21 protein-coding genes are annotated in these 26,078 nt (G+C 53.4%); 12 read left to right on the top strand and 9 right to left on the bottom strand.

The window, feature by feature from the left end; translation table 11 throughout:
- The first annotated feature begins 11 nt into the window (after positions 1 to 11).
- On the top strand, positions 12 to 647 hold the full coding sequence (locus ATL17_RS15170) for a DUF2306 domain-containing protein (RefSeq protein WP_166639060.1): 636 nt from the start codon (positions 12 to 14) through the stop codon (positions 645 to 647).
- A 26-nt stretch (positions 648 to 673) separates the two neighbouring features.
- Here ATL17_RS15170 and ATL17_RS15165 read toward each other — a convergent pair whose 3' ends face one another.
- From ATL17_RS15165 to ATL17_RS15135, 7 genes are all read right to left on the bottom strand, one after another.
- The gene (locus ATL17_RS15165; protein WP_133573654.1) at positions 674 to 1,909 is read right to left on the bottom strand and encodes a phenylacetate--CoA ligase family protein; all 1,236 of its coding nucleotides are present in this window, start codon (positions 1,907 to 1,909) and stop codon (positions 674 to 676) included.
- Positions 1,910 to 1,922: 13 nt separating this feature from the next.
- Positions 1,923 to 2,750 carry an ABC transporter ATP-binding protein gene (locus tag ATL17_RS15160; protein WP_208111224.1) on the bottom strand — a complete coding sequence of 276 codons (828 nt, stop codon included), beginning with the start codon at positions 2,748 to 2,750 and terminating at the stop codon, positions 1,923 to 1,925.
- Positions 2,751 to 2,826: 76 nt separating this feature from the next.
- Entirely contained in the window at positions 2,827 to 4,104 is a 1,278-nt protein-coding gene (locus tag ATL17_RS15155) for an ABC transporter substrate-binding protein (RefSeq protein ID WP_133573653.1), read from the bottom strand.
- A gap of 40 nt (positions 4,105 to 4,144) precedes the next feature.
- Positions 4,145 to 5,209, bottom strand: coding sequence for a branched-chain amino acid ABC transporter permease (locus ATL17_RS15150; protein ID WP_133573652.1), 1,065 nt, complete (start codon positions 5,207 to 5,209; stop codon positions 4,145 to 4,147).
- Positions 5,210 to 5,227: 18 nt separating this feature from the next.
- Positions 5,228 to 6,124 (bottom strand): branched-chain amino acid ABC transporter permease, encoded by an 897-nt coding sequence (locus ATL17_RS15145; RefSeq protein ID WP_133573651.1) that lies wholly within the window; start codon positions 6,122 to 6,124, stop codon positions 5,228 to 5,230.
- Positions 6,121 to 8,109, bottom strand: a complete 1,989-nt coding sequence (locus tag ATL17_RS15140; protein ID WP_133573650.1) for an AMP-binding protein — start codon at positions 8,107 to 8,109, stop codon at positions 6,121 to 6,123. The genes ATL17_RS15145 and ATL17_RS15140 overlap by 4 nt, the downstream gene beginning before the upstream one ends.
- 2 nt (positions 8,110 to 8,111) lie before the next feature.
- Complete coding sequence (locus ATL17_RS15135) at positions 8,112 to 8,903, bottom strand: ABC transporter ATP-binding protein (RefSeq protein ID WP_133573868.1); 792 nt, start codon at positions 8,901 to 8,903, stop codon at positions 8,112 to 8,114.
- Positions 8,904 to 9,092: 189 nt separating this feature from the next.
- Between ATL17_RS15135 and ATL17_RS15130 the strand changes: the two genes are divergently transcribed.
- The gene (locus ATL17_RS15130; protein WP_133573649.1) at positions 9,093 to 11,051 is read left to right on the top strand and encodes a PAS-domain containing protein; all 1,959 of its coding nucleotides are present in this window, start codon (positions 9,093 to 9,095) and stop codon (positions 11,049 to 11,051) included.
- Positions 11,048 to 11,767, top strand: a complete 720-nt coding sequence (locus tag ATL17_RS15125; protein ID WP_133573648.1) for a winged helix-turn-helix domain-containing protein — start codon at positions 11,048 to 11,050, stop codon at positions 11,765 to 11,767. Before ATL17_RS15130 ends, ATL17_RS15125 begins: the two co-directional genes overlap by 4 nt.
- Here the strand turns inward: ATL17_RS15125 and ATL17_RS15120 are convergent.
- Positions 11,764 to 12,231 carry an Lrp/AsnC family transcriptional regulator gene (locus ATL17_RS15120; protein WP_133573647.1) on the bottom strand — a complete coding sequence of 156 codons (468 nt, stop codon included), beginning with the start codon at positions 12,229 to 12,231 and terminating at the stop codon, positions 11,764 to 11,766. The genes ATL17_RS15125 and ATL17_RS15120 overlap by 4 nt on opposite strands.
- A gap of 232 nt (positions 12,232 to 12,463) precedes the next feature.
- Between ATL17_RS15120 and ATL17_RS15115 the strand changes: the two genes are divergently transcribed.
- The 9 genes from ATL17_RS15115 to ade all read left to right on the top strand — a co-directional run bounded on the left by ATL17_RS15115 (position 12,464) and on the right by ade (position 24,516).
- Entirely contained in the window at positions 12,464 to 13,726 is a 1,263-nt protein-coding gene (locus tag ATL17_RS15115; RefSeq protein WP_425462433.1) for a 3-methyl-2-oxobutanoate dehydrogenase (2-methylpropanoyl-transferring) subunit alpha, read from the top strand.
- A gap of 3 nt (positions 13,727 to 13,729) precedes the next feature.
- Entirely contained in the window at positions 13,730 to 14,746 is a 1,017-nt protein-coding gene (locus tag ATL17_RS15110) for an alpha-ketoacid dehydrogenase subunit beta (protein WP_133573646.1), read from the top strand.
- Positions 14,746 to 16,341, top strand: coding sequence for a 2-oxo acid dehydrogenase subunit E2 (locus ATL17_RS15105; protein ID WP_133573645.1), 1,596 nt, complete (start codon positions 14,746 to 14,748; stop codon positions 16,339 to 16,341). The genes ATL17_RS15110 and ATL17_RS15105 overlap by 1 nt, the downstream gene beginning before the upstream one ends.
- A gap of 140 nt (positions 16,342 to 16,481) precedes the next feature.
- Positions 16,482 to 17,915 carry a methyl-accepting chemotaxis protein gene (locus ATL17_RS15100; RefSeq protein ID WP_166639059.1) on the top strand — a complete coding sequence of 478 codons (1,434 nt, stop codon included), beginning with the start codon at positions 16,482 to 16,484 and terminating at the stop codon, positions 17,913 to 17,915.
- A gap of 111 nt (positions 17,916 to 18,026) precedes the next feature.
- Entirely contained in the window at positions 18,027 to 19,568 is a 1,542-nt protein-coding gene (locus ATL17_RS15095; RefSeq protein ID WP_133573643.1) for an ABC transporter ATP-binding protein, read from the top strand.
- On the top strand, positions 19,565 to 20,650 hold the full coding sequence (locus ATL17_RS15090; protein ID WP_133573642.1) for an ABC transporter permease: 1,086 nt from the start codon (positions 19,565 to 19,567) through the stop codon (positions 20,648 to 20,650). The genes ATL17_RS15095 and ATL17_RS15090 overlap by 4 nt, the downstream gene beginning before the upstream one ends.
- Entirely contained in the window at positions 20,650 to 21,570 is a 921-nt protein-coding gene (locus ATL17_RS15085) for an ABC transporter permease (protein ID WP_133573641.1), read from the top strand. Before ATL17_RS15090 ends, ATL17_RS15085 begins: the two co-directional genes overlap by 1 nt.
- A gap of 48 nt (positions 21,571 to 21,618) precedes the next feature.
- A complete protein-coding gene (locus ATL17_RS15080; RefSeq protein ID WP_133573640.1) occupies positions 21,619 to 22,692 on the top strand; it encodes a BMP family ABC transporter substrate-binding protein in 1,074 nt (357 codons plus the stop codon).
- Positions 22,693 to 22,809: 117 nt separating this feature from the next.
- Positions 22,810 to 24,516 carry an adenine deaminase gene (gene ade / locus ATL17_RS15075; RefSeq protein WP_133573639.1) on the top strand — a complete coding sequence of 569 codons (1,707 nt, stop codon included), beginning with the start codon at positions 22,810 to 22,812 and terminating at the stop codon, positions 24,514 to 24,516.
- Positions 24,517 to 24,756: 240 nt separating this feature from the next.
- On the opposite strand, the gene guaD is transcribed toward ade, so the two are convergent.
- Positions 24,757 to 26,070: a guanine deaminase gene (guaD, locus tag ATL17_RS15070; protein WP_133573638.1), complete on the bottom strand. Its 1,314-nt coding sequence runs from the start codon at positions 26,068 to 26,070 to the stop codon at positions 24,757 to 24,759.
- Between the last annotated feature and the right edge of the window lie 8 nt (positions 26,071 to 26,078).

Below are 26,078 nucleotides of genomic sequence, written 5' to 3'. Positions count from 1 at the left end.
AGGGTTTGGTGGTGACTAAACACGATTTTATCATTGTTTCTTTGCTTATGCTTTTGGCCGCGGTGCCGCTTGTGGCAGGTGGCGTGCGGATATTTTCAATGATCACCGGCGCAGAAATTTTAGATGAAGGCGCACGATTTGCGGCCAGTCCGGTGCCTATGATGACCCATATTGTTGGTGCGACTTTGTTTGCGCTGTTGGGCGCACTGCAATTTTCAGCTGGGCTGCGCACCAAGCATCCGCAATGGCACCGCATGGCCGGCCGTGTGGCGGCACTGGCAGGCGTTGCTGTTGCCTTGAGCGGCTTGTGGATGACGCTTTTTTATCCCCTGGACACCCATGAATTGCTGCATTGGGTACGCTTGGCAGTCAGCTTGGCCATGGCGCTTTTTATCGGACTGAGCACATATGCGATTTTGAACAAGCATGTGGTGGCCCACCGCAATTGGATGATCCGCGCTTATGCGCTGGGCATGGGGGCGGGCACGCAGGTTCTATTGTTTATTCCCCTCTATATGATCGCTAGGGAGACAAGTGCGTTTGTTGACGCGCTGGCGATGAGCTTTGCGTGGCTGATCAATTTTGTGGTGGCAGAATGGGTGATCACCAAGCAATCGTCACCACGTAGGCGTGTGCAGATGGCATAAGGTTAGCGCCTGATCAAAATCAGACGCTAAACGCCAAGCACTCTTTTGTCTTCGATCACCTTGCCATCATTGGGCAATGCATTGGGCGACACCACTTGAATATCAGCCCGGAGGCGCGTTTCGGCCCGCATGGTTTGGGCAATATCGTCGAGCAGGCCCGGGGCGACATTTTCGATTTCGCACAGCAAGGTCATTTGGTCTTTGCCCTCCTGCTCGGTCACTTCCAACCGGGCACGGCCCACTTGCGGATAGGCTTTGACCACGCGTGCAATTTGTTGCGGATGCACGAACATGCCGCGCACTTTGGTGGTTTGGTCCGCACGGCCCAGCCAGCCCTTAAGGCGACCATTGGTACGGCCACAATCGGATTGACCCGGCAAAGTGGCGGACAAATCGCCCGTGGCAAAGCGGATTAATGGATAGGTGGGGTTAAAGATGGAAACCACCACTTCGCCCACCTCACCCTCATTGACCGGATCGCCAGTGCCGGGGCGGACGATCTCCACGAGGCAATCTTCGGCGATCACCAAGCCTTCGCCTTCGGTTTCATAGGCGATAAGGCCCAATTCGGCGGTGCCGTAGCATTGGCGCACATCGATATTCTCGGCTTGATAGAATTCGCGCATGGCAGGGAATAGCGGACCACCGGACACGAGGGCGTGCTTGACGCTTTTTATGTCTTTGCCCAAGCCTTTGGCTTTTTCCAAAATGATTTGCAAAAAGTCTGGCGTGCCCACATAGCCCGAAATCTGGAAATGGTTGAACGCATCGACCAGCGTTTCGGTGTTGCCTACCCCGGCTGGAAACACGGTGGCGCCGAGCTTGGCGGCCGCTTCATCAAACATAAAACCCGCAGGGGTGAGATGATAAGAAAAGCAATTGGCGATCAGATCGCCTTGGCGCATGCCAGCGGCATAAAGCGCGGCAGCCATGCGCCACGGATCTTCGATATCGGCTTGTGGCTCAACAATAGGACCGGGGGAGAAAAACACCCGCTTGATGGCCGATTTATCGGTGGCGATGCCGCCAAATAAATCGCGCTCTGCCTGCAAGGTCACCAAATCGCTTTTGCGCAAAATGGGCAATTTGGCCAGATCGTCGCGCGACTGGATGGTTTCGGGATCAATGCCTTCAAGCGCTTCCTGCCAATAGGCGGAATTGGCTTCGGCATGGGCCAATTGTTTGCGCAATTTGGCCATGAGGCCGGATTGGCGGAACAGAGGATCTTGCGCTTCGGCTTTGTCGAAATAGGTTTGGGTCATGGCGTTCACCCACCTAAAGCCAACGCTTGCGGCGTTTATAGCTTTTAATGTCTTTGAACGAACGGCGTTCCCCGCCGCCGCCAAGATAGAATTCTTTCACGTCCTCATTGTCCATCAGCTCTTCGGCGGTGCCGTCGAGAACGATTTTGCCATTTTCCATGATGTAGCCTTCGTCTGCCACATGCAGCGCCATATTGGCGTTTTGCTCGACCAACAAGATCGAAATGCCCAGCTCACGATTGAGCCGCTTGATGATGCCAAACACTTCTTTCACCAGAAGGGGCGACAAGCCCATGGAGGGTTCGTCCATCAAGATCAATTTCGGTTTCGCCATCAAGGCACGGCCAATGGCCAGCATTTGCTGCTCGCCGCCGGACAGATAGCCAGCAAGGCCCGTGCGCTCTTTCAGGCGGGGGAAGAAGCGGAAGACTTCTTCAATCTCTTCTTTGATATTGGCATTGGGCCGCGAATAGGCGCCGAGGCGCAAATTCTCAATCACGGTCATATCTTGCAAAATACCGCGCCCTTCCATCACCAAAAACACGCCCTTGCGCACCAGCGCCTCCGGGCCAATATCGGTAATGTCCTGCCCTTCATAATCAATGGAGCCGCGGGTTACTTCCCCATCCTCAGTGGCCAGCAAATTGGTGATGGCCTTCAACGTGGTGGATTTGCCTGCGCCATTGGTGCCCAGCAAGGCGGTGATTTTACCGCGTTGGACATTGAGATTGAGGCCACGCAGCACGAGGATCACCTCGTTAAACACCACCTCAATATTGTTGACGGAAAGGATGGTTTCTGTCGCCATCGCTTCACCTGTTGCGGCTATTTGTGGTTTCATTTTATGCCTCCTTCCCGTCAGCTTGTTCTTGGCAGCGGGGACCAATGCCCCCCCCGCTTAACGTTTGTGGTTGCGATTAGAGGCCCAACCAGTCGTCACGACGTGGCAAGGTTGTTTCATTGATGCGCTCAATTTTCACTTCGCCATCATATGAACCTTGGTTGATCGCCACGGTCATCAAGCCGCGGTGGTCTGTGTCGGTCCAAGTTGAAGGCAAGCAAACGCCTTCAAGACCTTCAGGCACCCAATCTTGCTTGGCGTACATGCCTTTTTTGATGTTTTCGCCAGTGATGCCGCCATTTTCTTTGGCCCAGGCCATGGCTTCCATCATGTAGTAAGCTGAGCAAATGCCACGGATATAGTGGTGGGTTGGTTTGCCCCCATCGGCGAATTCGCCAGATTCAGCAATTTTGGTGACCAAATCCATACCCGGTACATCCTGCCCATAGAAGGGGGTTGAGGATGGGAAGATCATGTTTTTGGCTTGTGAAGCTTCGATGGTGACATAGTCGCCAGCCCACACATTGCCCATATAGTTGGCTTCTACGCCCACTGTGCCGCAAGATTTAAGCAAGGCCACAACGGAGCCGCCCAAATTGGCAAGATAGACATATTGCGCGCCACTTTCCTTGATGGTGAGGCATTGGGCTTTAAAGTCACCCGGCGCCATGGGCACAACCACAGGGTCTGCGACAGTCATGCCCAATTCTTCGGCATAGGCCTTACACGCTTCTTTTGGCGCATTCGGATAAGGGTGATTATCGCCTGCGTGCAAGAAGGTTGGGTTTTCGATGCCTTTTTCCTTCGCATCTTCAGCCGCCCATTGGGCCAATGCCCGGCAGGTATCTGAATAAGAAGGGCCATAGAAGAAGTTATATGGCGCAGGCTTTTGCGTGGCTGGGTTTGTGCCTTGCGGGTCAGTCAAGTGTGCAGAATAAGATGCGGAGAAAACCGGGATCTTATCTTTTGCCACAAATGAGATCAGCGCTTCAGTATCGGCAGTGCCCCACCCTTGCATCGCCACCATATCGCGGCTTGACCATGCTTTATAAGCGGCCAAGGCTTCTGGCACCTTATAGGCATAATCAAGCTGGGTGAGTTCAATTTGCGTGCCGTCAATGCCGCCATGGGCGTTGACGTAATTAATGGCGTCATAAACACCGGGGCCATAGGCTTTGCCCACAAAGGCAGTTGGGCCGGTATAGTCAACCAAATGGCCAACAAAAACGCTATCTTGCGCCTGGGCCGATGCGCCCAGCAGCAATGATGCTGAAAGGGCCAATAAAGTCAGTTTTGTGTGTTTCACTTTTGTCTCCTCTTTACCCTCGGCATATTGTTTTTTTTGGCGTTTCATAGCCGGGGAAGAACGCCTTTTCTTCAGGTCCCCAATCCCGCTAGCGCGAGAAGGGGAAGAGTTTCCAACTGGCGCGAATTTGCTGCCAGCGGTGGATGAGCCCCTCCGGCTCAAAAATCAAAAACAGGATGATCGCCGCGCCTATGGACATTTGCTTCACATAGGATTTGCCGCTTTCCATGGCCGGAAAAACTGTGGCTGCGATAGTGGTGATGCTTTCCATGACTTGAGGCAGCAACAGGATGAATGCCGCGCCCAGAATGGCGCCATAGACCGAGCCCAACCCGCCAATAATGATCATGGCCAAGAACTGGATCGACAGCAGAATGGTGAAGCCTTCCACCGACACATATTCGAGATAATGCCCGAACAGCGCCCCGGCTAAGCCTGCGAAAAAGGATGAAATGCCGAAAGACAGAATGCGATATTTGGTGAGGTTCACGCCCATCACTTCGGCGCTCAAATAATGGTCACGCACGGCCACAAAGGCCCGACCATCGCGAGAACGCAGCAGGTTGGTCACCGCAATGGCGGACACAACCAACCAGAACAGCACCAGATAGAAATAGCGCAGATCATCATCAAAGGCGAAGCCGAAGAAGCTGGGCCGTTCGGCCAATGCGCCATACACACCGCCCGAAAACCAATCGGCACGCGAGAAAAAGTCGGTCAGGATGAATTGTGAAGCCAAGGTCGCGATGGCCAGATAAAGGCCCTTAATCCGCGCGGCAGGCACCCCAAAAATCATGCCAACGGCGGTGGTTAGGACTGCCGCCGCTGGCATGGCCAGTAAGGGAGGTACGCCATATGAATTCACAAGCCAGGCGCTGGCGAACGCGCCGAAACCGAAAAAGGCACCATGACCTAAAGAGATTTGCCCGGTTGTGCCCACCAGAATATTGAGGCCGATGGCCGCGATGGCATAAATGCCGATCAAGATAAGCTGGGTGAGCCAATAATTGCCGATAAAGGGCGCTGCCACGATCACCAACGCCAACAGCACAAGCGCTGAGCGGGTTTCAAAGTGGGTTTTGAACAGCCGATTATCGTCCTTATAGGTGGTGCGGAAATCACCAGCGGGGCGCGGATTAGGTACATATGACATTTTTTGTTACCCCTTTACCTATATTCTTTCGATGTCTTTGGTGCCGAACAGGCCATAAGGTTTGATCATCAAAATGATGATCAGCACATAGAATGGCGCGATGGTGTAGAGATTGCCGAGCTTGAGATATTGCCCGTCGAAATATTCGGCGAGGTTTTCCAACACGCCAACAATGATGCCGCCAACAACGGCACCAACGATGGAATCCAACCCACCCAAAATCACCGCCGGGAACACTTTGATGCCCACAAAGGCGAGAGAGTTGGACACTGAATTCACAATGCCGATCACAATGCCCGCCACGCCGGACACCATGGCCGAAATGGCCCAGGCCATGGCGAATGTTTGCTTGACCGAAATGCCCAAGCTTTGGGCAATTTGCTGATCGAAAGCGGTGGCGCGCATGGCAAGACCATGCCGGGTGAAGCGGAAGAACCAGAAGAAAACGCCCATAATCACGATGGATAGGACAAGGGAGAGCAAATAGGCCACTTCCACATTCAACCCAGCAATATTGACCACATCTGTGGTGCCAAACACATCTGGGAACCGTTTTGCATCATTGCCGAAAATCCAGTTCATCAGTGCCTGCATAAAGATAGACAGGCCAATGGTGACCATGATCACCGAGATGATGGGTTCGCCAATAAGAGGCCTTAAGATCACCGTTTGCACAATGATGCCGAAGGCCACCATGAAAACCAGCGTGAAGATAAAGGCGAGAAAGAAAGGCAATTGCATTTGGGTGACCAAGGCAAGGCAGACCCATGCGCCCAAGACCAGAAATTCACCTTGCGCAAAGTTCACCACCTGCGTGGATTTGTAAATCAACACAAAGCACATGGCGACAACACCATAAAGCATGCCCACAATCAGGCCATTGACTAAGAGCTGGAAGAAGAGATCCCATTTCATGAGGCAAGGCTCCTTTGTTCTGATGCTTCAGGGGCTTGGCTTAGATTTTCAACTTTGAGCGACGTTTTGATGCGCTGGGTGGTGCCATCTTGGAAAGAAATCACCGTATCAATCGCTACCCGCTCGTCATCGGAATAAAGCTTTTCGATAATGTCAGCATATTTCTCAGCGATAACGCCGCGCCGTACTTTTTTGGTGCGGGTCAATTCACCATCATCCGCATCGAGTTCTTTATAGAGCAGCACAAATTTTTGGATGCGCTGGGCTTCGGGCAATGTCTCATTCACCCGCTCCACTTCTTCGCGCATCAGCTCGTAAACTTCTGGCCGCGCGGACAAGTCAGTATAAGTGGTGAAGGCAATGCGCCGTTGCTCTGCCCATTTGGACACGATCGGATAGCGAATGCAGATCATGGCGGTGAGATAAGGCTGGTTTTTGCCCAAAATCACGGCTTCCGCCACAAAGGTGGAAAACTTCAATTTGTTCTCGATAAATTGCGGGGAGAAGCGGGTTTGGGTGCTGGTTTCTGACAGATCTTTGATCCGGTCGATCACCACCAGATGGCCCTTTTCGTCCAGATAGCCTGCATCGCCCGTCAGGAACCGTCCCTGATCGTCAAAGGCTTCTTGGCTGTCTTTTTCATTCTTGTAATAGCCGCTCATCAAATTGGGGTGGCTGACCACAATCTCGCCCAAGCCTTCATGGTCGGGATTGATGATGGAGATGGTGCAATCATGCATCGGATAGCCCACTGAATTGTGGTCCACCTCATCCCATTTATGGATGGTGTAGGCGCCTAGGCCTTCGGTTTGGCCATAAAGCTGTTTGAGCGGCACGCCCATGGCTTGGAAGAATTTGAACGTATCTGGCCCCATGGCCGCCCCACCAGTGGCGGCGGACTTCAGACGGGAGAAGCCGAGCCGATCACGCAGGGCGCGGAACAGCACAAGCTCGGCCATTTGATCACGTTCGCCCTTGTCCAGCGCGGACAGGCCTTTTTCAACGCCCCATTCAAATATCTTTTGTTTCCAAGGCGAGCTTTCCATCATCCGCGCACGAATATCGGCGGCCACCACTTCCCAGACGCGCGGGCTGAGCAACACAAAGTGTGGCCCAATCTCGCGCAGATCGGCCATGGCCGTATCCTGACTTTCAGGGAAATTGACGATCATCCGCGCGACCAAATTCCACGCCACGGAGTACATTTGCTCCATCACCCAAGAGAGCGGCAACACGGCGAGATATTCATCGCCCGCGCCCATCGGGTCTGCCTTCAGATAATTCACCGCATGACCCAAAAAGGCAGAATGTTTCCACATGGAGAGCTTGGGATTTGACGTAGTGCCGGATGTGGTGCAGAGCACGGCCACATCGTCAGTTTTGGTTTGCGCCACCATCTCATCATAGGCGTTGGGATTTTTGGCCAGAATGTCCGCGCCGATTTGCTCAACATCTGGCAAAAAGATCAGCCGCGGATCATCATATTTCTGCATGCCGCGCTTGTCGTGATAGATGATCTTCTGGACGCAGGGGATGCGATCCTCCAGCATGAGGAACTTATCTACCTGCTCTTCATCTTCTGCCACCACGATCTTTGGCTGGGCGTAGTTGATTAGATATTCGATCTCATTTTCCAGTGCGTCGCGATAGATGCCCATGCTCATGGCCTGATTGGCGTGGGCCGCCACCTCGCCCCAAACCCATTCCGGACGGTTGTCGCCAATCAGCGCCACCACATCACCTGGCTGCAGGCCAAATTCTTTAAAGGCCAAAGACATTTTGGCCACATGGTCGTTAAACTGGCCCCATGTGATCTCATTCCAAATGCCGAAATCTTTTTCGCGCTGGGCCACATCATTGGGATGCGCCTTGGCGTTGGCGGCGAGCAATTTGGGCAGCGTGTCTGCATTTTTCACCGCATTGAGGTGATGGCTGCCATCTGCCCATTGAATGTCATTGCCGGATTTTTCAGTGAGGGTCGACATAATTACATCGCCTCCTTTTCATCATCCAAGGAGAAATCATCAATGCCGAGATAGGCGGTTTTCACCTGTTCATCTTCCACCACGGCTTCGGGCAAACCTTCGGCAATTTTCTGACCGAAATCGAGCACGGCAACACGGTGGGAAATATCCACCACCACGCCCATATCATGTTCGATCATCACCACCGTGATGCCATATTGCTCGTTGAGCTCGATGATGTAGCGGGCCATGTCCTCTTTTTCTTCAAGATTCATGCCGGCCATCGGCTCGTCGAGAAGAATAAGCTTGGGTTGAATGGCGATGGCGCGGGCCAGCTCGACCCGCTTGCGCAGGCCATATGACAAGGAACCCGCAGGCTCATTGCGCACATGTTGAATTTCTAGAAAATCGATAATGTCTTCAATTTCCGCGCGGGCTTCCGCCTCTTCTTTTTGCGCACCACCGACCCAATAAAGCATGCCTGTGAGGAAATTGTTTTTCATCATATGGTGGCGACCCACCAGAATATTGTCGATGACCGACATGTGAGAAAACAGCGCCAGATTTTGAAAGGTCCGGCCGATGCCGATTTTGGCGCGGTCATTGATGGACCGGGACAGCAAATCCTTTCCATCAAACTGGATAGAGCCCTCTTGCGGCTTATAGCGGCCGGAGATGCAATTGAGCATGGATGTTTTGCCCGCACCATTGGGGCCGATCAGCGAGAAAATCTCACCCTCATCAACGTGAAACGAAATATCGGTGAGTGCTTTCACACCCCCAAAACGCAAAGAAATGTTGGCTACATCCAACATCTTTGTTGGTTCTGTCACAATTTTCCTCCCCAAAGGCGCTTGACCTCAACTGAATTTGAGTTTGGTCTATAAGCCGAAGTCAGTGCAATGCCTTTACCCAAGTTTTAACCAAGAGGGATTGCCAGATTATGCCCGAATTGTACGCAATTGTGACAAGCGCCATTTTCGGGTGGGGAGGACATTAACGCCATGGGCGACCACGAGATCAGCGACAGCCAAGCCGTTGAATTATTGATGCAAATTGAGGCGGGCCTTGATAATATTGATCAAGGCATCACCGTGTTTGACCAGAATTTGGAGCTGGTTTTTGCCAATAAAAGATTGGGCGAATTGCTGGATGTGCCTGCCCGGCTTTTAACCCGTGGTACCAAGTTTGAAGCGCTGATCCGCTATAATTCAGAACATGGCGAATATGGCCCAGGCGATGTGGAACAGCAGGTGGCGGAGCGGGTGCGCGTGGCGCGGGAGTTTCGCGCCCACACGGTTGAGCGGGTGCGGCCCAATGGGCGGGTGATCCGGGTTTCGGGCGCGCCTTTGGCTATGGGCGGCTTTGCCACCATTTATACCGATATTACCCAGCAACGCCGTTATGAAATTGAGCTGGAAAAGCGAATCAATGCTCAGACGCGCGATTTGCGCCGCTCGGAAGAACGATTGCGGCTGATCGCCAATGAAGTGCCTGCGGGCATCGCTTATCTCGATCAAGATGAAGTGTTTCAGTTCGTCAATCGCCGCTTTGCCCAAAGCTATGGCCAATCGGTGGATGATATTGTGGGGCATAAAAGCCAAGAGGTTTTGTCGCCCCATATGCATGAGGATTCCGCGCCCTATTTTGCCCGCGCCAAAGCAGGCGAAGCAGTGGAGTTTGATCTTGAGTTTGACCATGAAGATGGGCGCAAGCTGGAGATCCGCGTGTTCTTGCGGCCCGATATTCGCGCCGATCAAACGGTGCGCGGCTTTTATGTTCTGTCGATCAATTTCACCCGCCATCGACAAGCCGCAGCCGCTCTATCGCAAGCACAAAAGATGGAAGCGATTGGGCGGCTTTCAGCTGGGATTTCCCATGATTTCAATAATTTGCTGACCATTATTTTGGGCAATTTGCGGCCCCTCGCGGAGCAGATGGAAGACCCACATTTGCGCGAAGAAATGGTGGCCCCGTCTCTCCGCGCGGCAAAACGCGGGGCGGAACTGACCCGACAATTGCTGGCGGTCGCACGGCGGCAACCGTTGGACCCGAAGGTGGTGAATTTGAATGAGGCGGTGGAGGAAGTCGCCAATTTGCTTAAGCCCTCCCTGCCTGCGACAACACAATTACGGCTGGACCTGCCATCACAAAAATTGTGGGCAAAGGTCGACCCCGGCGCTTTAGAAAATGCGCTGTTGAATTTGGCGCTGAACGCGCAAGCGGCGATTGAAGAAAGCACCCGCAAAGAGCATGGGCTGATTGAGTTGCGGTTGGTGGCAGGTGCGGATCAGCACATCAAAATCCAATGTCGCGACAATGGCACGGGCATGAGCCAAGAGGTGCAGAAACAGATTTTTGACCCGTTCTTTTCCACTAAGGTGCATTCAGGCGGCACTGGGCTTGGCCTTTCTATGGCGCAAAGCTTTGCGCAAATGTCGGACGGGGATATTGCGGTGAACAGCGCCATGGATTTGGGCACTGAATTTGAAATCAGCATCCCGGCCGTGGCGGCGCCAACGCAGACTGAAGCTGTGCCGGAGGTGCCGCAAATTCCGCACAAACAAGGCGCGTTGGCACTTCTGGTGGACGATCAAGACGAGGTGCGCGCGGTGTTGCGACGCGAATTGGTGGGGCTGGGTTATGCGGTGCTGGAGGCCGAAAATGCTGCCGAAGCGATGGAATTGCTGGATGAAGTGAGCGGCATAGAGCTGGTGCTTTCCGACATTGCGATGCCTGGCGGCATGAGCGGCATGGAGCTGGGGCACCATGTGCGCGCCAATTTCGGGCATGTCGGCCTGATCCTAATGACAGGGCACGCCAACTTGGTGAAAAGCGATTTTGACCAAGGTCTAAACTGCCCCATATTGCGCAAACCGTTTGAGCACAATAGTCTCGCCCGCGCGATCCTTGCTGCAGAAGTGCAAGTGTCGCTGGCACGGGGGGAGCAAAGCGCCATATGAATCAGAAGCTGATTTATATTTTAGAAGATGACGCGGATGTGCGCGCGCTGTATGGCCGCGAGCTGAAGGCGCAAAAGTTTGAGGTTCAGGCGTTTGACACGATCAAAAGCTTTGACGCCGCGCTGCTGGCGCAAACGCCGGACCTTTGCATTTTGGACCTGTCGCTGCCTGATGGCGACGCACTGATGTTGCTGCGCGACACGGTGGGGCAATTGAACATTCCCACCATAGTGGTGAGTGGCCGTGGGGCGCTGGGCGACCGGGTGCTCGGCCTTGATTTTGGCGCCGATGATTATTTGGTGAAACCCGTGAACACCATTGAACTTGCCGCCCGCGCCCGCAGCCTGTTGCGGCGGGTGGAAAAGGCGCAACCACGTGCAACTGCCAGCCTTGGCGACAAGCTGAAATTTGGCGATTGGCAGGTGGATTTTTCCACCTTTGAGCTGAGCTATAAGGACGGCACGTCAGAGATTTTAAGCGCCGCCGATGCCCGATTGCTGAAGGCTTTTTTGGGCATGCCGGGCAAAGTTTTATCGCGCGAGCAATTGATGGACCTTTATGATCAGGACGGCGATGGCAGCTTTGACCGCTCCATTGACGCGCAGGTTTCGCGGCTCAGAAAAAAGCTGAAAGATACAGCGAAAAATCCAAAGCTGATCCGCACCGTTTATGGCGCGGGCTATATGTTTACCCCGCAGGTGGAAGCCGTTTCTTAATGGCTTAGATTGGGCAGGCGGTCGCGCTTGATGATGCGGCGGAGGGCGAAGCGGGAGCGAATGGAGCGGATGCCGGGGACGCGGGTGAGCTTTTCTTGCAAGAAACGTTCATAGGAACCGAGATCGGCCGCGACCACGCGCATCAAAAAATCCTGACTTCCAGTCATGATGAAACATTCCATAATCTCTTCAAAACTCTGCACTTCTTTTTCGAAAAGCTGCAGTGCTTCGGCGCCCTGATTGTCTAGCTCAACCGACACAAAGATGGAGATGGGCAGGCCCAGCATTTCCTGATTGACCGAGGCCGTGTAGCCTGTGATCACGCCGCGATCTTCCAACGCCACCACCCGGCGGGCGCATGGGGTTGGCGACAGGCCAACCTTTTCCGCCAGCTCATTGGTGCGCATGCGGCCTTCTTCTTGCAAAATCGCAACAATCTTTCGATCAATGGCGTCGAGCTTCATTTTTTCTCCAAAATCAACATCCATATTGAGATTTACGGCTAAAAAGCGTATGGTTCAAGGGCTATTTTAGTGAGAAACTGCGCAAAGCTTGTGCCAATATATGCATAATTGGGGGGAGCTAGGGTTTAAAATAAAGTCAGCATAACTGACCAATCTCCCCAAGCCAGATTAAGACGACTAAGTCGAATTTCGCGCGACATCAGGTGCATCATAAGCACCGGAGGAGATATTCATGTCTGACCAAAAAATGCCGGAAGCCTCCGGCCCGCTATCTATTTCTGTTCCTGAACCCCCAGGCCGCCCGGGCGACGCGCCAGACTTTAGCTATATTGAAGTGCCCAAGGCAGGTGCCGTTGAATGCCCAGCCATTGACACCAAAGCTGAAGATATGCGCCACCTCGCCTATTCCATTGTGCGGGTATTGAGCCGCAAAGGCGATGCTGTTGGGCCGTGGGCGGAATTTTTGGGCGATGATCTGAATGATGAAAGCCTGTTGCGCGGCCTGAAAGACATGATGAAAACCCGCATTTTTGATGCGCGGATGCTGACAGCACAGCGGCAAGGCAAAACCAGCTTTTACACCCAATGTTTGGGCGAAGAAGCGATTGCCACTGGTTTTCAGCGCATGATGCGCAAAGGCGATATGAACTTCCCTACCTATCGGCAGCAAGGCCTGTTGATTGCGGGCGAGTGCTCCATGTTTGATATGATCTGTCAGATCTATTCGAACGAAAAAGACAATTTGGACGGGCACCAATTGCCATGTTTATACTCCTTTAAAGAGCATGGTTTTTTCTCCATTTCCGGCAATTTGGGCACCCAATATGTGCAGGCGGTTGGCTGGGCTATGGCGTCTGCCATTTCCGGCGATGACAAGATTGCCTCGGCTTGGATTGGCGATGGCTCGACTGCGGAAACGGACTTCCATTCGGGCATGTTGTTCGCTTCTGTCTATCAGCCACCTGTGGTGCTGAACATTGTGAACAACCAATGGGCCATCTCCTCCTTTAACGGGTTGGCCGGTGGACGCAATGCGCCATTTGCAGCGCGTGCCCATGGTTATGGCTTCCCTTCCCTTCGCGTGGACGGCAATGATTATCTTGCTGTGCTGGCCGCCTCAAAATGGGCGACTGAACGAGCGCGGCGCAATCTTGGCCCAACGCTGATTGAATGGGTGACTTATCGCGTGGCCGCCCACTCCACCTCAGATGATCCTTCAGCCTATCGCCCGAAAGAAGAGAGCGATGCCTGGCCCTTGGGCGATCCGCTGGAGCGCTTGAAACTGCACCTGATTAAAAAAGGTGCCTGGTCTGAAGAGCGGCACACCCAAGCCATGGCAGAAATTGAAAGCGAAGTGATCGCCATTCAAAAAGAAGCCGAGAAATATGGCACGCTCAATCGCGGCAAAGGCCCCGATCCTGAGAAGATGTTTGAAGGCGTTTACAAAGAAATGCCTGATCACCTGGTCCGTCAACGTTTGGAATTTGAGGCGTAAACCATGGCACGCATGACGATGATTGAAGCCATCCGCGATGCGATGGATGTGAAAATGGGCATGGACGAAGATGTAGTCGTGTTCGGTGAAGATGTGGGCTATTTCGGCGGCGTGTTCCGCTGCACCCAAGGCCTGCAGCAAAAATATGGCAAGCACCGCTGCTTTGATGCGCCGATCAATGAAAGCGCCATTGTGGGTGCAGGCATTGGCATGGCCACTTATGGCAAGCGGCCTTGCATTGAAATTCAGTTCGCAGACTATGTGTTGCCAGCCTATGACCAAATTGTTTCGGAAGCGGCGCGGATGCGGCACCGCTCAAACGGGCAGTTTACCGCACCGATGGTGATCCGCATGCCCACGGGCGGCGGTATTTTTGGCGGGCAAACGCACTCGCAAAGCCCGGAAGCCATTTTCACCCATGTGAGCGGGTTGAAAACTTTGATCCCGTCCAACCCATATGACGCCAAGGGCATGTTGATCGCGGCGATTGAAGATGATGATCCGGTGATCTTTTTGGAGCCGAAGCGTCTCTATAATGGTCCGTTTGACGGGCACCACGAAAATGCAGTGACCTCTTGGGCCAAGCATGAAAAGGGCGAAGTGCCTGAAGGGCATTACACCGTGCCGATTGGCAAAGCCAATGTGGTGGAAGAAGGCATGGATGTGACCATCCTCGCTTATGGCACCATGGTTTATGTGGCCCAAGCCGCGGCCAAGGAACAAGGCATTGATGCGGAGATTATCGATTTGCGCTCGCTACTGCCCTTGGATTTGGACACGATTGTGCGATCAGTTGAAAAAACAGGTCGCTGCGTTGTGTTGCATGAGGCGACATTGACCTCTGGCTTTGGTGCTGAATTGGCGGCGCTGGTGCAGCAGCATTGTTTCAAACATTTGGAAGCGCCAGTGCTGCGTGTTGCGGGGTGGGATACACCTTATCCGCACGCGCAGGAATGGCACTATTTCCCCGGCCCGAAACGAGTTGGCAAGGCGCTTAAACGCGCAGTGGAGGCACAATAATGGGTACGCATATTATCAAACTGCCTGATGTTGGCGAAGGCGTGGCCGAAGCTGAATTGGTGGAATGGAACGTCAAAGTGGGTGACGTGGTTGCCGAGGACGAGGTGATCGGCGCGGTGATGACCGACAAGGCCACCGTGGAAATCCCCTCGCCCGTGCAAGGTGAAATCACCTGGTTGGGCGCAGAGGTGGGCGACATTGTTTCGGTTGGATCGGAAATCGTGAAACTTGCCACCGTTGGCGATGAGGAAGAGGCTGAAGAAACTGCACCAGCCCCTGTTGCACAGCCAGAAGAAGCACCTGCCGATGATGCGCCGAAAAGCACTGCCAAAGGCAGCTATGTAATCAAGCTGCCAGATGTGGGCGAAGGCGTTGCCGAAGCCGAACTGGTGGAATGGAACGTCAAAGTTGGCGACATGGTTGCCGAAGATGAAGTGCTTGGTGCGGTGATGACCGACAAGGCCACCGTTGAAATCCCCTCACCCGTGCAAGGTGAAATCACCTGGTTGGGCGCAGAGGTTGGCGATGTGGTTTCCGTTGGGTCGGAAATTGTGAAGCTGGCGACTTTGGATGGCGAAAGCGGGTCACATGAGGCTGATATTCATGTGATTGAAAATGATACCACGCCGGAACCAAGTGCTGTGCCCGCCGCGACCCCAGAAGCAGACAGCAAAGCAGAAGTGTTGCCGCCACGGACCTCTGGCGAAAAAGTGTTGGCGGCGCCTGCTGTGCGCAGCCGCGCCAAATTCCTCAATCTGGATTTGAGCCAATTTACGGGCACAGGGCCAGAAGGCAGCATCAGCCACGAAGATTTGGACCGCTACTTGCTGAGCCAGCAGGCTAAGGGTGGCAGCGCCGCCGCGAGCAAGCCTGCCGCGCCTTATGCGGGCACGGGCGACGAGCCAACCAAAGACGTTAAAGTGGTAGGCCTTCGGCGAATGATTGCGGAAAAGATGAGCGTGGCCAATGCCCGCATTCCGCACATCACCTATGTGGAAGAAATTGACGTGACCGAACTAGAAGGGTTGCGGCAAAGCCTGAACGCGCAAAAGGATGAAACGCAAACCAAGCTGTCGCTTTTGCCATTTTTGATGAAATCGATGGTGACGGCGCTTTCTGAACAGCCTGGCATCAATGCGCATTTTGACGATGATAATGGCATTGTGCATCAGTTTGAGCATGTGCATGTGGGCATTGCGGCACAAACCAATAATGGCTTGATGGTGCCTGTGGTGAAGAATGCGCAAAATCACGGTCTGTGGTCGAGCGCGAAAGAAATCGCCCGGTTGGCGCAAGCAGCCAAGGATGGCAGCGCCAAACGCGAAGAACTGACCGGTTCAACCATCACCATCACCTCACTGGGGGCATTGGGCGGCGTGGTGAACACGCCCGTGATCAACCACCCGGAAGTGGCGATTGTGGGCGTCAATAAAATGATGACCATGCCGAAGTGGGATGGGGAGAAATTTGTGCCACGCAAAATCATGAACCTTTCCTCCAGCTTCGATCATCGCGTGGTGGATGGATATGACGCGGCGGTGTTTATTCAGCGGGTCAAATCATTGCTGGAAAAGCCCTTGATGATTTTCTCGTAAATCAAACTTCGCTATATTTTTGAAGGCCGCTTCGTTGAAAAATGAAGCGGCCTTTATTTTTTCTTACGCTTAATTAAGGTAAATATTTCGTAACTTATTATCCATAAGCTGGCGCATATTTTTCGATCTGGATGAATGTTTTGAGCCAAATTGCACGCGCCGACCAAGCCAATCATGATGAAACAACCTTGGCCGATATTGGCCACCGGGTTGAACGATTGGGCATTGAAATCGCCGATGTGAATGGCGTGGTGAGTGAGCTCGCCGCCCTCGGTGTACAACAGGCGCAAAATGTGAGCACTGTTACCCGCACCTCGCACCAAGTGCTGGCCACCAACACGAAGCTCGCCCAATCCATGGCCGAGGCTGTGCATTCGGCTGAGCAAGCTGAACAGATTTTGCACGACAGCACGGCGCAAATTCAAACCACCATCACCAAAAACAATAAATGCATGCAAGAGCTGAGTGCCAGCAGCCTGCATTTTAAAGAAAGCTTGGGCGCGGTGGATGGCAATGTGCAAGAAGTGCAAGTGGCCAGCCGCGCCATCGCGCAAATTGCCCGCGAAACCCAATTGCTTTCGCTCAATGTCAGTGTGGAAGCGGCGCGGGCCGGCGATGCGGGACGTGGCTTTGCGGTGATCGCCGCTTCAGTGAAAACCTTGGCTGACCAGATTCAAGGTTTTGCCGATCAGAATGCGCAAAATTTGGAAGAGTTGGTGACGGTGTTGACCGGGCTGCAGGAACGCAGCCAGCAAAGCGCACAAACAGCGACCAAAGCGATTGATGAAGCCAAGGCTGCGCAGGAAGCCAGCACCCAATTGACTCATTTAAGCCAAAGCGTTTCCAAATTGGTGAGCGATATTGAAGGGCTGAAGGCTCCAGTGGATGAGAATATCCATGCCTCAAAATCCATTAATGACGAGTTGAGCAGCTTGGACCAAAGCGTGCAGCATTTTGAAAAGCAGCTTGGTCAACTCACGTCACGTGCGGATTCTATTTTGGACATTTCTGAAGATTTGATGGTGTTTATTGCCCAGTCTGGCGTGGAGACGGGTGATACAAAAATTATCCGCATTTGCGAACGCGTGGCGCGAAAAATTGAAGAGCTGATGGATCAGGCTGTGGCTCATGGTACGCTTAATTCAAGAGCTGCGTTTGATCGCCAATATAAGCAAATTCCCAACACCAATCCGGCGCAATATTTCACTGAATATGTGGATTGGACCGACCAGCATTGGCAGCCCATTTTTGAAAAGGTGTTGAGCATGGACCCGCGCATTGTGTTTTGTGCGGCAGTTGATGTGCAGGGCTATTTGCCCACCCACAATAAGGCCTATTCGAAAGCGCCGGGCAGTGACGCAGAGTGGAACGCAGCGAATTGCAGAAATCGACGCATATTTGATGATCGGACCGGCTTGGCTGCGGCGCAAAACACCAAACCATTTTTGGTGCAAACCTATCGTCGCGACATGGGCAATGGCCAATTTGTGCTGATGAAAGATGCCTCGGTGCCAATCCAAATTTCTGGACGCCATTGGGGCGGTTTGCGTATCGGTTATAAAGTGGAACAATAGGCTATTATTTTTGCCAATTGGTCAAACTATCCACAATTGTTTTCAAGTAGCTTGCACGATTTTCGCTAAATCGTCATAATCGCCACAAGTTGGGCATGTGGGCGATAATTTATGACGACAAATGGCGGGGGGACGTTGCTGGCGCTTGATGGCATTTCCAAATATTATGGAAGCTTCAAGGCCAATGACCAGATCAACTTTGCAATTCAGGCTGGTGAGATCCACGCCCTGTTGGGGGAAAACGGGGCGGGCAAATCCACTTTGGTGAAAATGCTCTATGGCAGCTTGCAACCCGATGAGGGGCGCATTTTGTGGCAGGGCAAGCCAGTTCATATCAGCAATCCGGCAGAAGCACGCGCCTTGGGCGTGGGCATGGTATTCCAGCATTTCTCGCTGTTCGATGCCCTCACCGTGGCGGAAAATATTGCGCTGGCCATGCCGAAAGATCAGAAATTATCTGACATTGCGAAACGGCTTGAAGCTGTTTCGAAAGAATATGGCCTGCCGCTGAAAGCCGATGCGCGTATTCATGATTTATCAGTGGGCGAACGCCAGCGGGTGGAAATTGTGCGCTGCTTGCTGCAAGAACCAAAATTGCTGATTTTGGACGAACCCACATCGGTGCTGACCCCGCAAGAATCGGAAGATTTGTTCAAGGTGCTGCGTCGCCTTTCGAGCGAAGGCACGGCAATCCTCTATATCTCGCACAAATTGGCGGAAGTGCAGGCGCTTTGCCAAAATGCCACCATTTTGCGCCATGGCAAGGTGGTGGGCGAGTGTGTGCCCGCTGAGGAAACCCCGCTGAGCCTGGCCAAAATGATGGTGGGCGATGATATTCATGAAATTGCGCCCCGCGCGACCACCAGCGACGGCGCAGAAGTTATTTTGCAAGTCAGCGACCTGACCGCTGACGGATTGACCGGATTTGAAACCAGCCTGAAGCACATCAATTTTGGCGTGCGCATGGGCGAAGTGGCTGGCATTGCCGGGATTGCGGGCAATGGCCAAAGCGAGCTGTTTGCCGTTTTGTCTGGTGAGCGCACCAGCGCGCCGGACATGGTGAAAATTAATGGCGAGCCTGTGGGGCATCTCTCCATTTTGCAGCGTCGCAAAAAGGGCGCCATGTTCGTTTCAGAAGAACGGCTGGGCCATGCGGCTGTGCCGGAAATGAGCCTTTCTGACAATGTGGTGTTGACCCGCCACGGGTTGGAAAAGGATTTGCAAACCGGCCCCTTTATCCGCCACGGCACCGCAAAAAGGTTGAAAGACAAAATTGCGCAAATGTTTGATGTGCGCAAAGGCAATGACGACCCGACCGCTATGTCACTCTCCGGCGGGAATTTGCAAAAATTTGTGCTGGGCCGCGAAGTGATGGCCGGGGCCAAATTGGTGATTGTGAACCAACCCACTTGGGGTGTGGATGCCGGTTCGGCGGCGCAGTTGCGGCAAAATCTGATTGATCTGGCGGCGGCTGGCGCGGCGATTTTGGTGATCTCACAGGATTTGGATGAGTTGTTTGAAATCTCAGATCGGTTGGCGACGATGGCCGAGGGCGAACTGTCTGATTTTGTGCCAACCAGCCAGACCAACCGCAATGAAGTTGGGTTGAAAATGACCGGGGCCTTTGTGCCAGCAGAGGGAGCAAGCGCATGAGACTTGAACTGATTAAGCGCAGTGCGCCCGCCCCCGCTATGCGGTTTCTTTCGCCACTGTTGGGGCTGTTTCTGGCGTTGATTGCCGGGGCCATTATGTTTTCGGCATTGGGAAAAGCGCCAGACCGCGCCCTTTATGCCTTTTTTATCGAACCCATTTCAGAAATGTGGAGCGTGCATGAATTGCTGATCAAGGCAGCGCCTTTGATCTTGATGGGCGCCGGGCTTTGCATTTGCTTTCAATCGAACAATTGGAACATTGGAGCGGAAGGCCAAATGATTGTGGGCGCGATTTTTGGGGCCGCGCTGCCAATTTTGCTGCCTGATGTGCAGAATTTTTTGATCCTGCCGCTGATGCTGATTTTCGGCATTATGGGCGGCATGCTTTATGGCTTCATCCCGGCGCTGTTGAAGGCCAAGTTTAAAACCAATGAGATTTTGACCAGCCTGATGCTGGTTTATGTGGCGCAAATGCTGCTGGATTGGATTGTGCGCGGACCTTGGCGCAACCCGGAAGGGCTGAACTTTCCAGAATCTCGCCGCTTTCATGAATGGGCGCGCATTCCCGAAATGATGCCCGCGGATGGCCGCGCCAATTGGGGTTTTGTGATTGCCATTGTGGTGGCGATTGCTCTTGGCGTAATGCTGGCAAAAAGCCTGAAAGGCTTTGAAGTGAAGGTGATCGGCACCAGCCCGAAGGCGGCGCAATTTGCCGGGTTTGACGCGAAGAAGATGATCTTTTTCTCTTTCCTTTTGGCAGGCGGCTGCGCCGGGTTGGCAGGCATTATCGAAGTGGCAGGGGCCACCGGGCAATTGCGGCCAACCGTGTCGCCCGGTTATGGCTTTACCGCCATTATCGTTGCCTATTTGGGGCGTTTAAACCCGATTGGGGCCATTGTGGCTGGGCTTGTGTTGGCGCTGACTTATTTGGGCGGTGAAGCGGCGCAAATCAGCCTTGGGCTCTCCGACAAAATTGCACGGGTGTTCCAAGGTTTGATCCTGTTTTTCGTGCTCGCCTGTGACACGCTTATTCTTTACAAAATCCGGCTCAGTTTCGGCGCCGCGCAAAAAGGAGCCGCATAATGGGCATGACAGAAGCGATTTTGTTGACCATTGCCACCGCGGCCACGCCGCTTTTGATTGCGGCGATTGGCGAATTGGTGGTTGAACGCTCAGGCGTTTTGAACCTAGGCGTTGAAGGCATGATGGTGATGGGCGCCGTGGGCGGCTTTGTGATCGCCAGCCTAACAGGCAATCCTTGGATTGGTGTGCTGGCGGCGATTGCACTGGGGGTGATCACCTCCCTGCTCTTTGCCTTTCTAACGCTGAGCTTGGCTGCGAACCAAGTGGCGACAGGCTTGTCGCTCACCATTTTGGGGCTTGGTGTTTCCAGCCTGATGGGCGAGCAATTTGTAGGCCAAGCGGGCAAAAAACTTGGCAATCTGGACTTTCCCTTTTTGACCGACTTGCCGCTGGTTGGGCCGCTTTTGTTTGGCCAAGACCCGATCTTTTATATTTCCATCGCGCTGGTGTTCGGCGTGAGCTGGTTTTTGTTCCGCACCCGCGTGGGGCTGACATTGCGCTCTATCGGCAACAACCATCATTCAGCCCATGCGCTGGGCATTCCCGTGTTGCGCTATCGCTATTTGGCGGTGATGTTTGGCGGGGCTTGCGCCGGGCTGGCGGGCGGACATTTGTCGCTGGTTTACACCCCGCAATGGGTTGAAAATATGACTGCTGGGCGCGGCTGGATTGCGCTGGCGCTGGTGGTTTTTGCCTCTTGGCGGCCTGCCCGCGTTTTAGCTGGCGCATATTTATTTGGTGCGGTATCTATTGGACAATTACACGCGCAAGCGTTGGGAATTGCAGTGCCCTCACAATTGCTCACCGCGTTGCCATTTTTGGCGACCATTGTGGTGCTGGTGCTGATTTCACAGAATGTTCGGGCGACGTTGATCAACACGCCCGCAATGCTTGGTCGGCCTTTTGTGCCTGATCGATAAACAATAAAAGTTTGGCATGTTGCCAGACCAAACCTCGGAGGTGAAGAGATGAAAAAACTGCTGATCGGACTTGCTGGCGTTGCCGCAATGTCGCTTGGCATGGCTGCTTCTGCTTTGGCAGAAGACCCCATGAAAGTTTGCTTTGTTTATGTTGGTTCAAAAACTGACGGTGGCTGGACCCAAGCCCACGATATTGGCCGCCAAGAACTGCAAGCACATTTTGGCGACAAAATTGAAACGCCTTTCATTGAGAATGTGGCAGAAGGCCCACAGGCTGAAGGCGTTATCGAACGTTTCGCCCGTTCTGGCTGTGAATTGATCTTCACCACAAGCTTTGGCTTTATGGACCAAACAATGGCCGTTGCTGAGCGCTTCCCTGATGTGAAGTTTGAGCACGCCACTGGCTATAAAACATCAGAAAACGTAACCAGCTATAACTCACGCTTTTACGAAGGTCGCTATATTCTCGGCCAAATCGCTGCGAAAACCAGTGAAAAAGGCGTAGCGGGTTATATCGGTTCATTCCCAATTCCAGAAGTTGTGCAAGGCATCAACGCGTTCACTTTGGGTGCCCAAAGCGTGAACCCAGATTTCAAACTGAAAGTGGTTTGGGTGAACTCATGGTTTGATGCGGGCAAAGAAGCCGATGCAGCCAAAGCCCTGATCGACCAAGGCGTTGATATTTTGACCCAGCACACTGACTCCACCGCGCCAATGCAAGTGGCAGCAGAGCGCGGCATCAAAGCATTCGGCCAAGCATCTGACATGATTGCAGCCGGCCCAGAAACTCAATTGACCGCGATTGTGGACACTTGGGGTGCTTATTACATCAAGCGTGTGCAAGATGTGATGGATGGTACTTGGGAAAGCCAGTCAACATGGGATGGCTTGGCAGAAGGCATTCTTGAAATGGCGCCTTACACCAACATGCCAGACGATGTGAAAGCCATGGCGGAAGCCACAGAGGCGGCCATCGTTTCAGGCGAATTGAAGCCATTTACAGGCCCAGTGAACAAGCAAGATGGTTCTGTTTGGTTGGCTGAAGGCGAAGAAGCTGAAGATGGCGTTTTGCTTGGCTTGAACTTCTATGTTGAGGGCGTTGACGATCAATTGCCTCAATAAGGCTGAAAAGCTTGGTTAAGTTTAAGGGCGGGTCTTTTGATCCGCCCTTTTCTATTGGGCTTATACCGTTTATAATATTTGACCAAACGATAAAATAATTAGTTGGGGGAGCAGGCGATGGATAAGGCAGAACTGGCCAGAATGATCCAAGCGGGTGCGGGCAAACGCAAAGCGGATCTGGTGATCAAAAATGTGCGTCTGCTCGACATCATCACCGGGGAAATCGCCGATAGCGATATCGCCATTGTCGGCAACCGGATTGTGGGTACCCATGCCAGCTATGACGGCGAGCGGGAAATTGATGGCGCGGGGCGCTACGCAGTGCCGGGCTTTATTGACACCCATTTGCACATTGAAAGCTCGCTGGTGTCGCCAATGGAGTTTGACCGCTGTGTGTTGCCTTACGGGCTGACCACCGCCATTTGCGACCCCCACGAAATTGCCAATGTGCTGGGCGCGGATGGGATCAAATATTTTCTCGACGCGTCGGAACGCAGCTTGATGGACATTAAGGTCAACCTTTCCTCCTGCGTGCCTGCCACAGCGTTCGAGACATCTGGCGCGGAGTTGCTGATTGAGGATTTGCTGCCCTATCGCGACCATCCGAGCGTGATCGGGTTGGCGGAATTTATGAATTTTCCCGGCGTGATCAACACCAATGATGACGTGCTCGACAAGCTGTTGGCATTTCAGGATGGGCATATTGATGGCCACGCGCCATTGCTACGGGGCATGGATTTGAACGGCTATCTGGCCGCAAAAATCCGCACAGACCATGAATGCACCAGTGCTGACGAAGCGCGGGAGAAGATGCGCAAAGGCATGGCGATTTTGATCCGCGAAGGGTCCGTTTCGAAAGATTTGAATGCGCTCGCGGAGGTGCTGACCGCGGAAAGCTCCAGCTTTATGGCGCTCTGCACCGACGACCGCAATCCGCTGGATATTCACGAAGAAGGCCATTTGGACAGCTTGATCCGTCGCCTGATCGCCAAAGGCTGCCCGACACATCACGTTTATCGCGCAGCAAGCCATTCGGCGGCGCGGATTTTCGGCCTCGATGATCGCGGGATCGTCGCGCCGGGCTGGCTAGCGGACATTGTGTTGCTCGATGATTTGGAGCAATGCGCGGTGAGCGATGTGATCAAATCCGGCCAGTTGGTTGATGACGACGCGTTTGCGGCGCGGCCCTCGCTTGAGCCGATTGGGCTCAGTTCGATGAAGGCGCAAAAGACCAACCCCGATCAGTTTAAGGTGCCGGCCAGTGAGGGGAAAAACCTGACCCCGATGATGGGCGTGAAGCCGGGGCTAATTTTGACCTATCGCGAAGAAGGCGTGCTGCCACGCGAGGACGGCATATTGCAACCGGACCCGGCGCAGGATGCCATTCAAGTGAGCGTGGTGGAGCGGCATGGCAAAAATGGCAATATTGGCCATGGGTTTGTGAAAGGGTTCGGGCTGAAACAGGGGGCGATTGCCTCGTCGGTGGGCCATGACAGCCACAACATCACTTTGGTGGGCACCAACCCGGACGATCTAAGCACTGCGGCCAACCGCATTATTGAAATGCGCGGCGGCTTTTGCGTGGCGCATGAAGGTAAAATTTTGGCGGAGCTGGCTCTGCCTATTGCTGGGCTGATGAGCGAGCTGCCGTTTGAAGAAGTGGCCCATGCCTTGGAAAAGCTGCGTGATGCGGCGCATGGGCTGGGGTGCACCCTGCCTGAGCCGTTTTTGCAGGTGGCGTTTTTGGCATTACCCGTGATTCCGCATTTGAAGATGACGGATTATGGGCTGTTTGATGTGGATGCGTTTGATTTTGTGAAGTGAGATCGAGCTGGGCGTAAATAAACCAGCGCTCCTGTGTAACCGTTGGTGCTGCATGGATTACCGGATCAAGTCCGGTAATGACGGTGGGGCAAGGTATAGGTTTTAAACAGAAGCAAACTCACATGAGCCGCTGAGCGCACAAAACCCACCAGGCCGCCCCGGACCTGATCCGGGGCCTATTTGCCTATATTTGCGATGATATTTGGTCCCGGCTCAAGGCCGGGACGGCCGCTGGGAGTGTCACCCGGTTAGCTTGGACTTCAGCGCTTCGCCAGCGACATAGGTTTCCATGATGGCGCGGTCGTCGCCCATGGTTTGCAGGAGGAAAAGTTCTTGTTCCAAATCGTGCACTGTTTCCATGCGCAGCTTCATCACCGGGGTTGCTGCGGCGTCGAGGACGATAAAGTCGGCATCGCTGCCTTCGTCCAACGTGCCGATACGGTTTTGCAGGGAAAGGGCTTCGGCGTTGCCCAATGTCGCTTGGTAAAAGCTGACCAGAGGGGGTAGGCGTTGGCCTTGCAGTTGCAGCACTTTATAGCCTTCATCCATGGTGCGCAGCATGGAGATGGACGTGCCGCCACCAATATCGGTGGCCAAGCCAATGCGGCCCTGTTTTTGGTCGCCTTCCATATTTTGCCAATCGAAATGGCCTGAACCGATAAACATATTTGAGGTGGGGCAGAAGACGGCCACCGAGTTTGTATCAAACATAGCGTCGCGCTCGCGGTCGCTCATATGGATGCAATGACCGAATAAGGATTTGTCGCCCACCAGCCCGTATTTTTCATAGATGCCAAAATAGTCGCCAGCTTCAGGATAAAGCTCATTGGTGAAGGCGATTTCGTTTTTGTTTTCATTCAAATGGGTTTGAATATGCAGGTCTGGAAATTCTTTCGCCAACGTTCCTGCGGCTTCCAACTGTTCTGGGGTGGAGGTGATGGCGAAGCGCGGGGTGATTACATAATAATTGCGGCCCAGACCGTGCCACTTTTCAATGCCGGATTTGGTATCGTCATAGGAGGATTGCGGTGTATCGGTGAGCGCTTCTGGCGCTTCACGATCCATCATCACTTTGCCGCCCAGCATCAACATATTGCGGTGGGACGCGGCGCTGAAATAGGCATCGACGGAGCCGGGATGCACCGAGCAAAAGGCGCTGGTGGTGGTGGTGCCATTGCGGATGAGTTCATCCATTAAATGGTCTGCAATACGCGCGGCATGAACCGCGTCGCCGAAACGTTGTTCTTCCACGAAGGTGTAAGTGTTCAACCATTCCAACAGCGATCCAGCATAGGAGGCCAGCACCTGCATCTGCGGGAAATGAATGTGCGGATCGATAAAGCCGGGCAGGATCAGCTTGCCGCGATGATCATCAATCTGAACATTTTGGGCGGCTTGGGTTTTCACCTCATCATAGATGCCCATGGCCGCAATGGTGCCATTGCGCACCAGCAAGGCGCCATCTTCAATATAGCGATAGGCGCTATCATCATCGCGCGCCTGCGGTTTCGCGTGGAAGCTCAGCACGCGCCCACGGACTAGTTTTTCACTCATATTGATCG

The sequence above is a fragment of the Maritalea mobilis genome, assembly GCF_004363175.1.
GTDB classification, from domain to species: domain Bacteria; phylum Pseudomonadota; class Alphaproteobacteria; order Rhizobiales; family Devosiaceae; genus Maritalea; species Maritalea mobilis.
Note: the sequence above shows the minus strand (reverse complement) of the source record. Positions and strands in the feature narration are given on the sequence as shown.

Excerpts from the sequence above, each read along its gene's own strand:
- ATL17_RS15110 (WP_133573646.1), top strand. The coding sequence starts at position 13,730 with ATGGCACGCATGACGATGATTGAAGCCATCCGCGATGCGATGGATGTG.
- ATL17_RS15090 (WP_133573642.1), top strand. The coding sequence starts at position 19,565 with ATGAGACTTGAACTGATTAAGCGCAGTGCGCCCGCCCCCGCTATGCGG.
- ATL17_RS15095 (WP_133573643.1), top strand. The coding sequence starts at position 18,027 with ATGACGACAAATGGCGGGGGGACGTTGCTGGCGCTTGATGGCATTTCC.
- ATL17_RS15140 (WP_133573650.1), bottom strand. The coding sequence starts at position 8,109 with ATGTCGACCCTCACTGAAAAATCCGGCAATGACATTCAATGGGCAGAT.
- ATL17_RS15130 (WP_133573649.1), top strand. The coding sequence starts at position 9,093 with ATGGGCGACCACGAGATCAGCGACAGCCAAGCCGTTGAATTATTGATG.
- ATL17_RS15115 (WP_425462433.1), top strand. The coding sequence starts at position 12,464 with ATGTCTGACCAAAAAATGCCGGAAGCCTCCGGCCCGCTATCTATTTCT.
- ATL17_RS15120 (WP_133573647.1), bottom strand. The coding sequence starts at position 12,231 with ATGAAGCTCGACGCCATTGATCGAAAGATTGTTGCGATTTTGCAAGAA.
- ATL17_RS15150 (WP_133573652.1), bottom strand. The coding sequence starts at position 5,209 with ATGTCATATGTACCTAATCCGCGCCCCGCTGGTGATTTCCGCACCACC.
- ATL17_RS15165 (WP_133573654.1), bottom strand. The coding sequence starts at position 1,909 with ATGACCCAAACCTATTTCGACAAAGCCGAAGCGCAAGATCCTCTGTTC.
- ATL17_RS15125 (WP_133573648.1), top strand. The coding sequence starts at position 11,048 with ATGAATCAGAAGCTGATTTATATTTTAGAAGATGACGCGGATGTGCGC.
- ade (WP_133573639.1), top strand. The coding sequence starts at position 22,810 with ATGGATAAGGCAGAACTGGCCAGAATGATCCAAGCGGGTGCGGGCAAA.
- ATL17_RS15080 (WP_133573640.1), top strand. The coding sequence starts at position 21,619 with ATGAAAAAACTGCTGATCGGACTTGCTGGCGTTGCCGCAATGTCGCTT.
- ATL17_RS15155 (WP_133573653.1), bottom strand. The coding sequence starts at position 4,104 with ATGAAACGCCAAAAAAAACAATATGCCGAGGGTAAAGAGGAGACAAAA.
- ATL17_RS15135 (WP_133573868.1), bottom strand. The coding sequence starts at position 8,903 with ATGTTGGATGTAGCCAACATTTCTTTGCGTTTTGGGGGTGTGAAAGCA.
- ATL17_RS15160 (WP_208111224.1), bottom strand. The coding sequence starts at position 2,750 with ATGAAACCACAAATAGCCGCAACAGGTGAAGCGATGGCGACAGAAACC.
- guaD (WP_133573638.1), bottom strand. The coding sequence starts at position 26,070 with ATGAGTGAAAAACTAGTCCGTGGGCGCGTGCTGAGCTTCCACGCGAAA.
- ATL17_RS15145 (WP_133573651.1), bottom strand. The coding sequence starts at position 6,124 with ATGAAATGGGATCTCTTCTTCCAGCTCTTAGTCAATGGCCTGATTGTG.
- ATL17_RS15105 (WP_133573645.1), top strand. The coding sequence starts at position 14,746 with ATGGGTACGCATATTATCAAACTGCCTGATGTTGGCGAAGGCGTGGCC.
- ATL17_RS15085 (WP_133573641.1), top strand. The coding sequence starts at position 20,650 with ATGGGCATGACAGAAGCGATTTTGTTGACCATTGCCACCGCGGCCACG.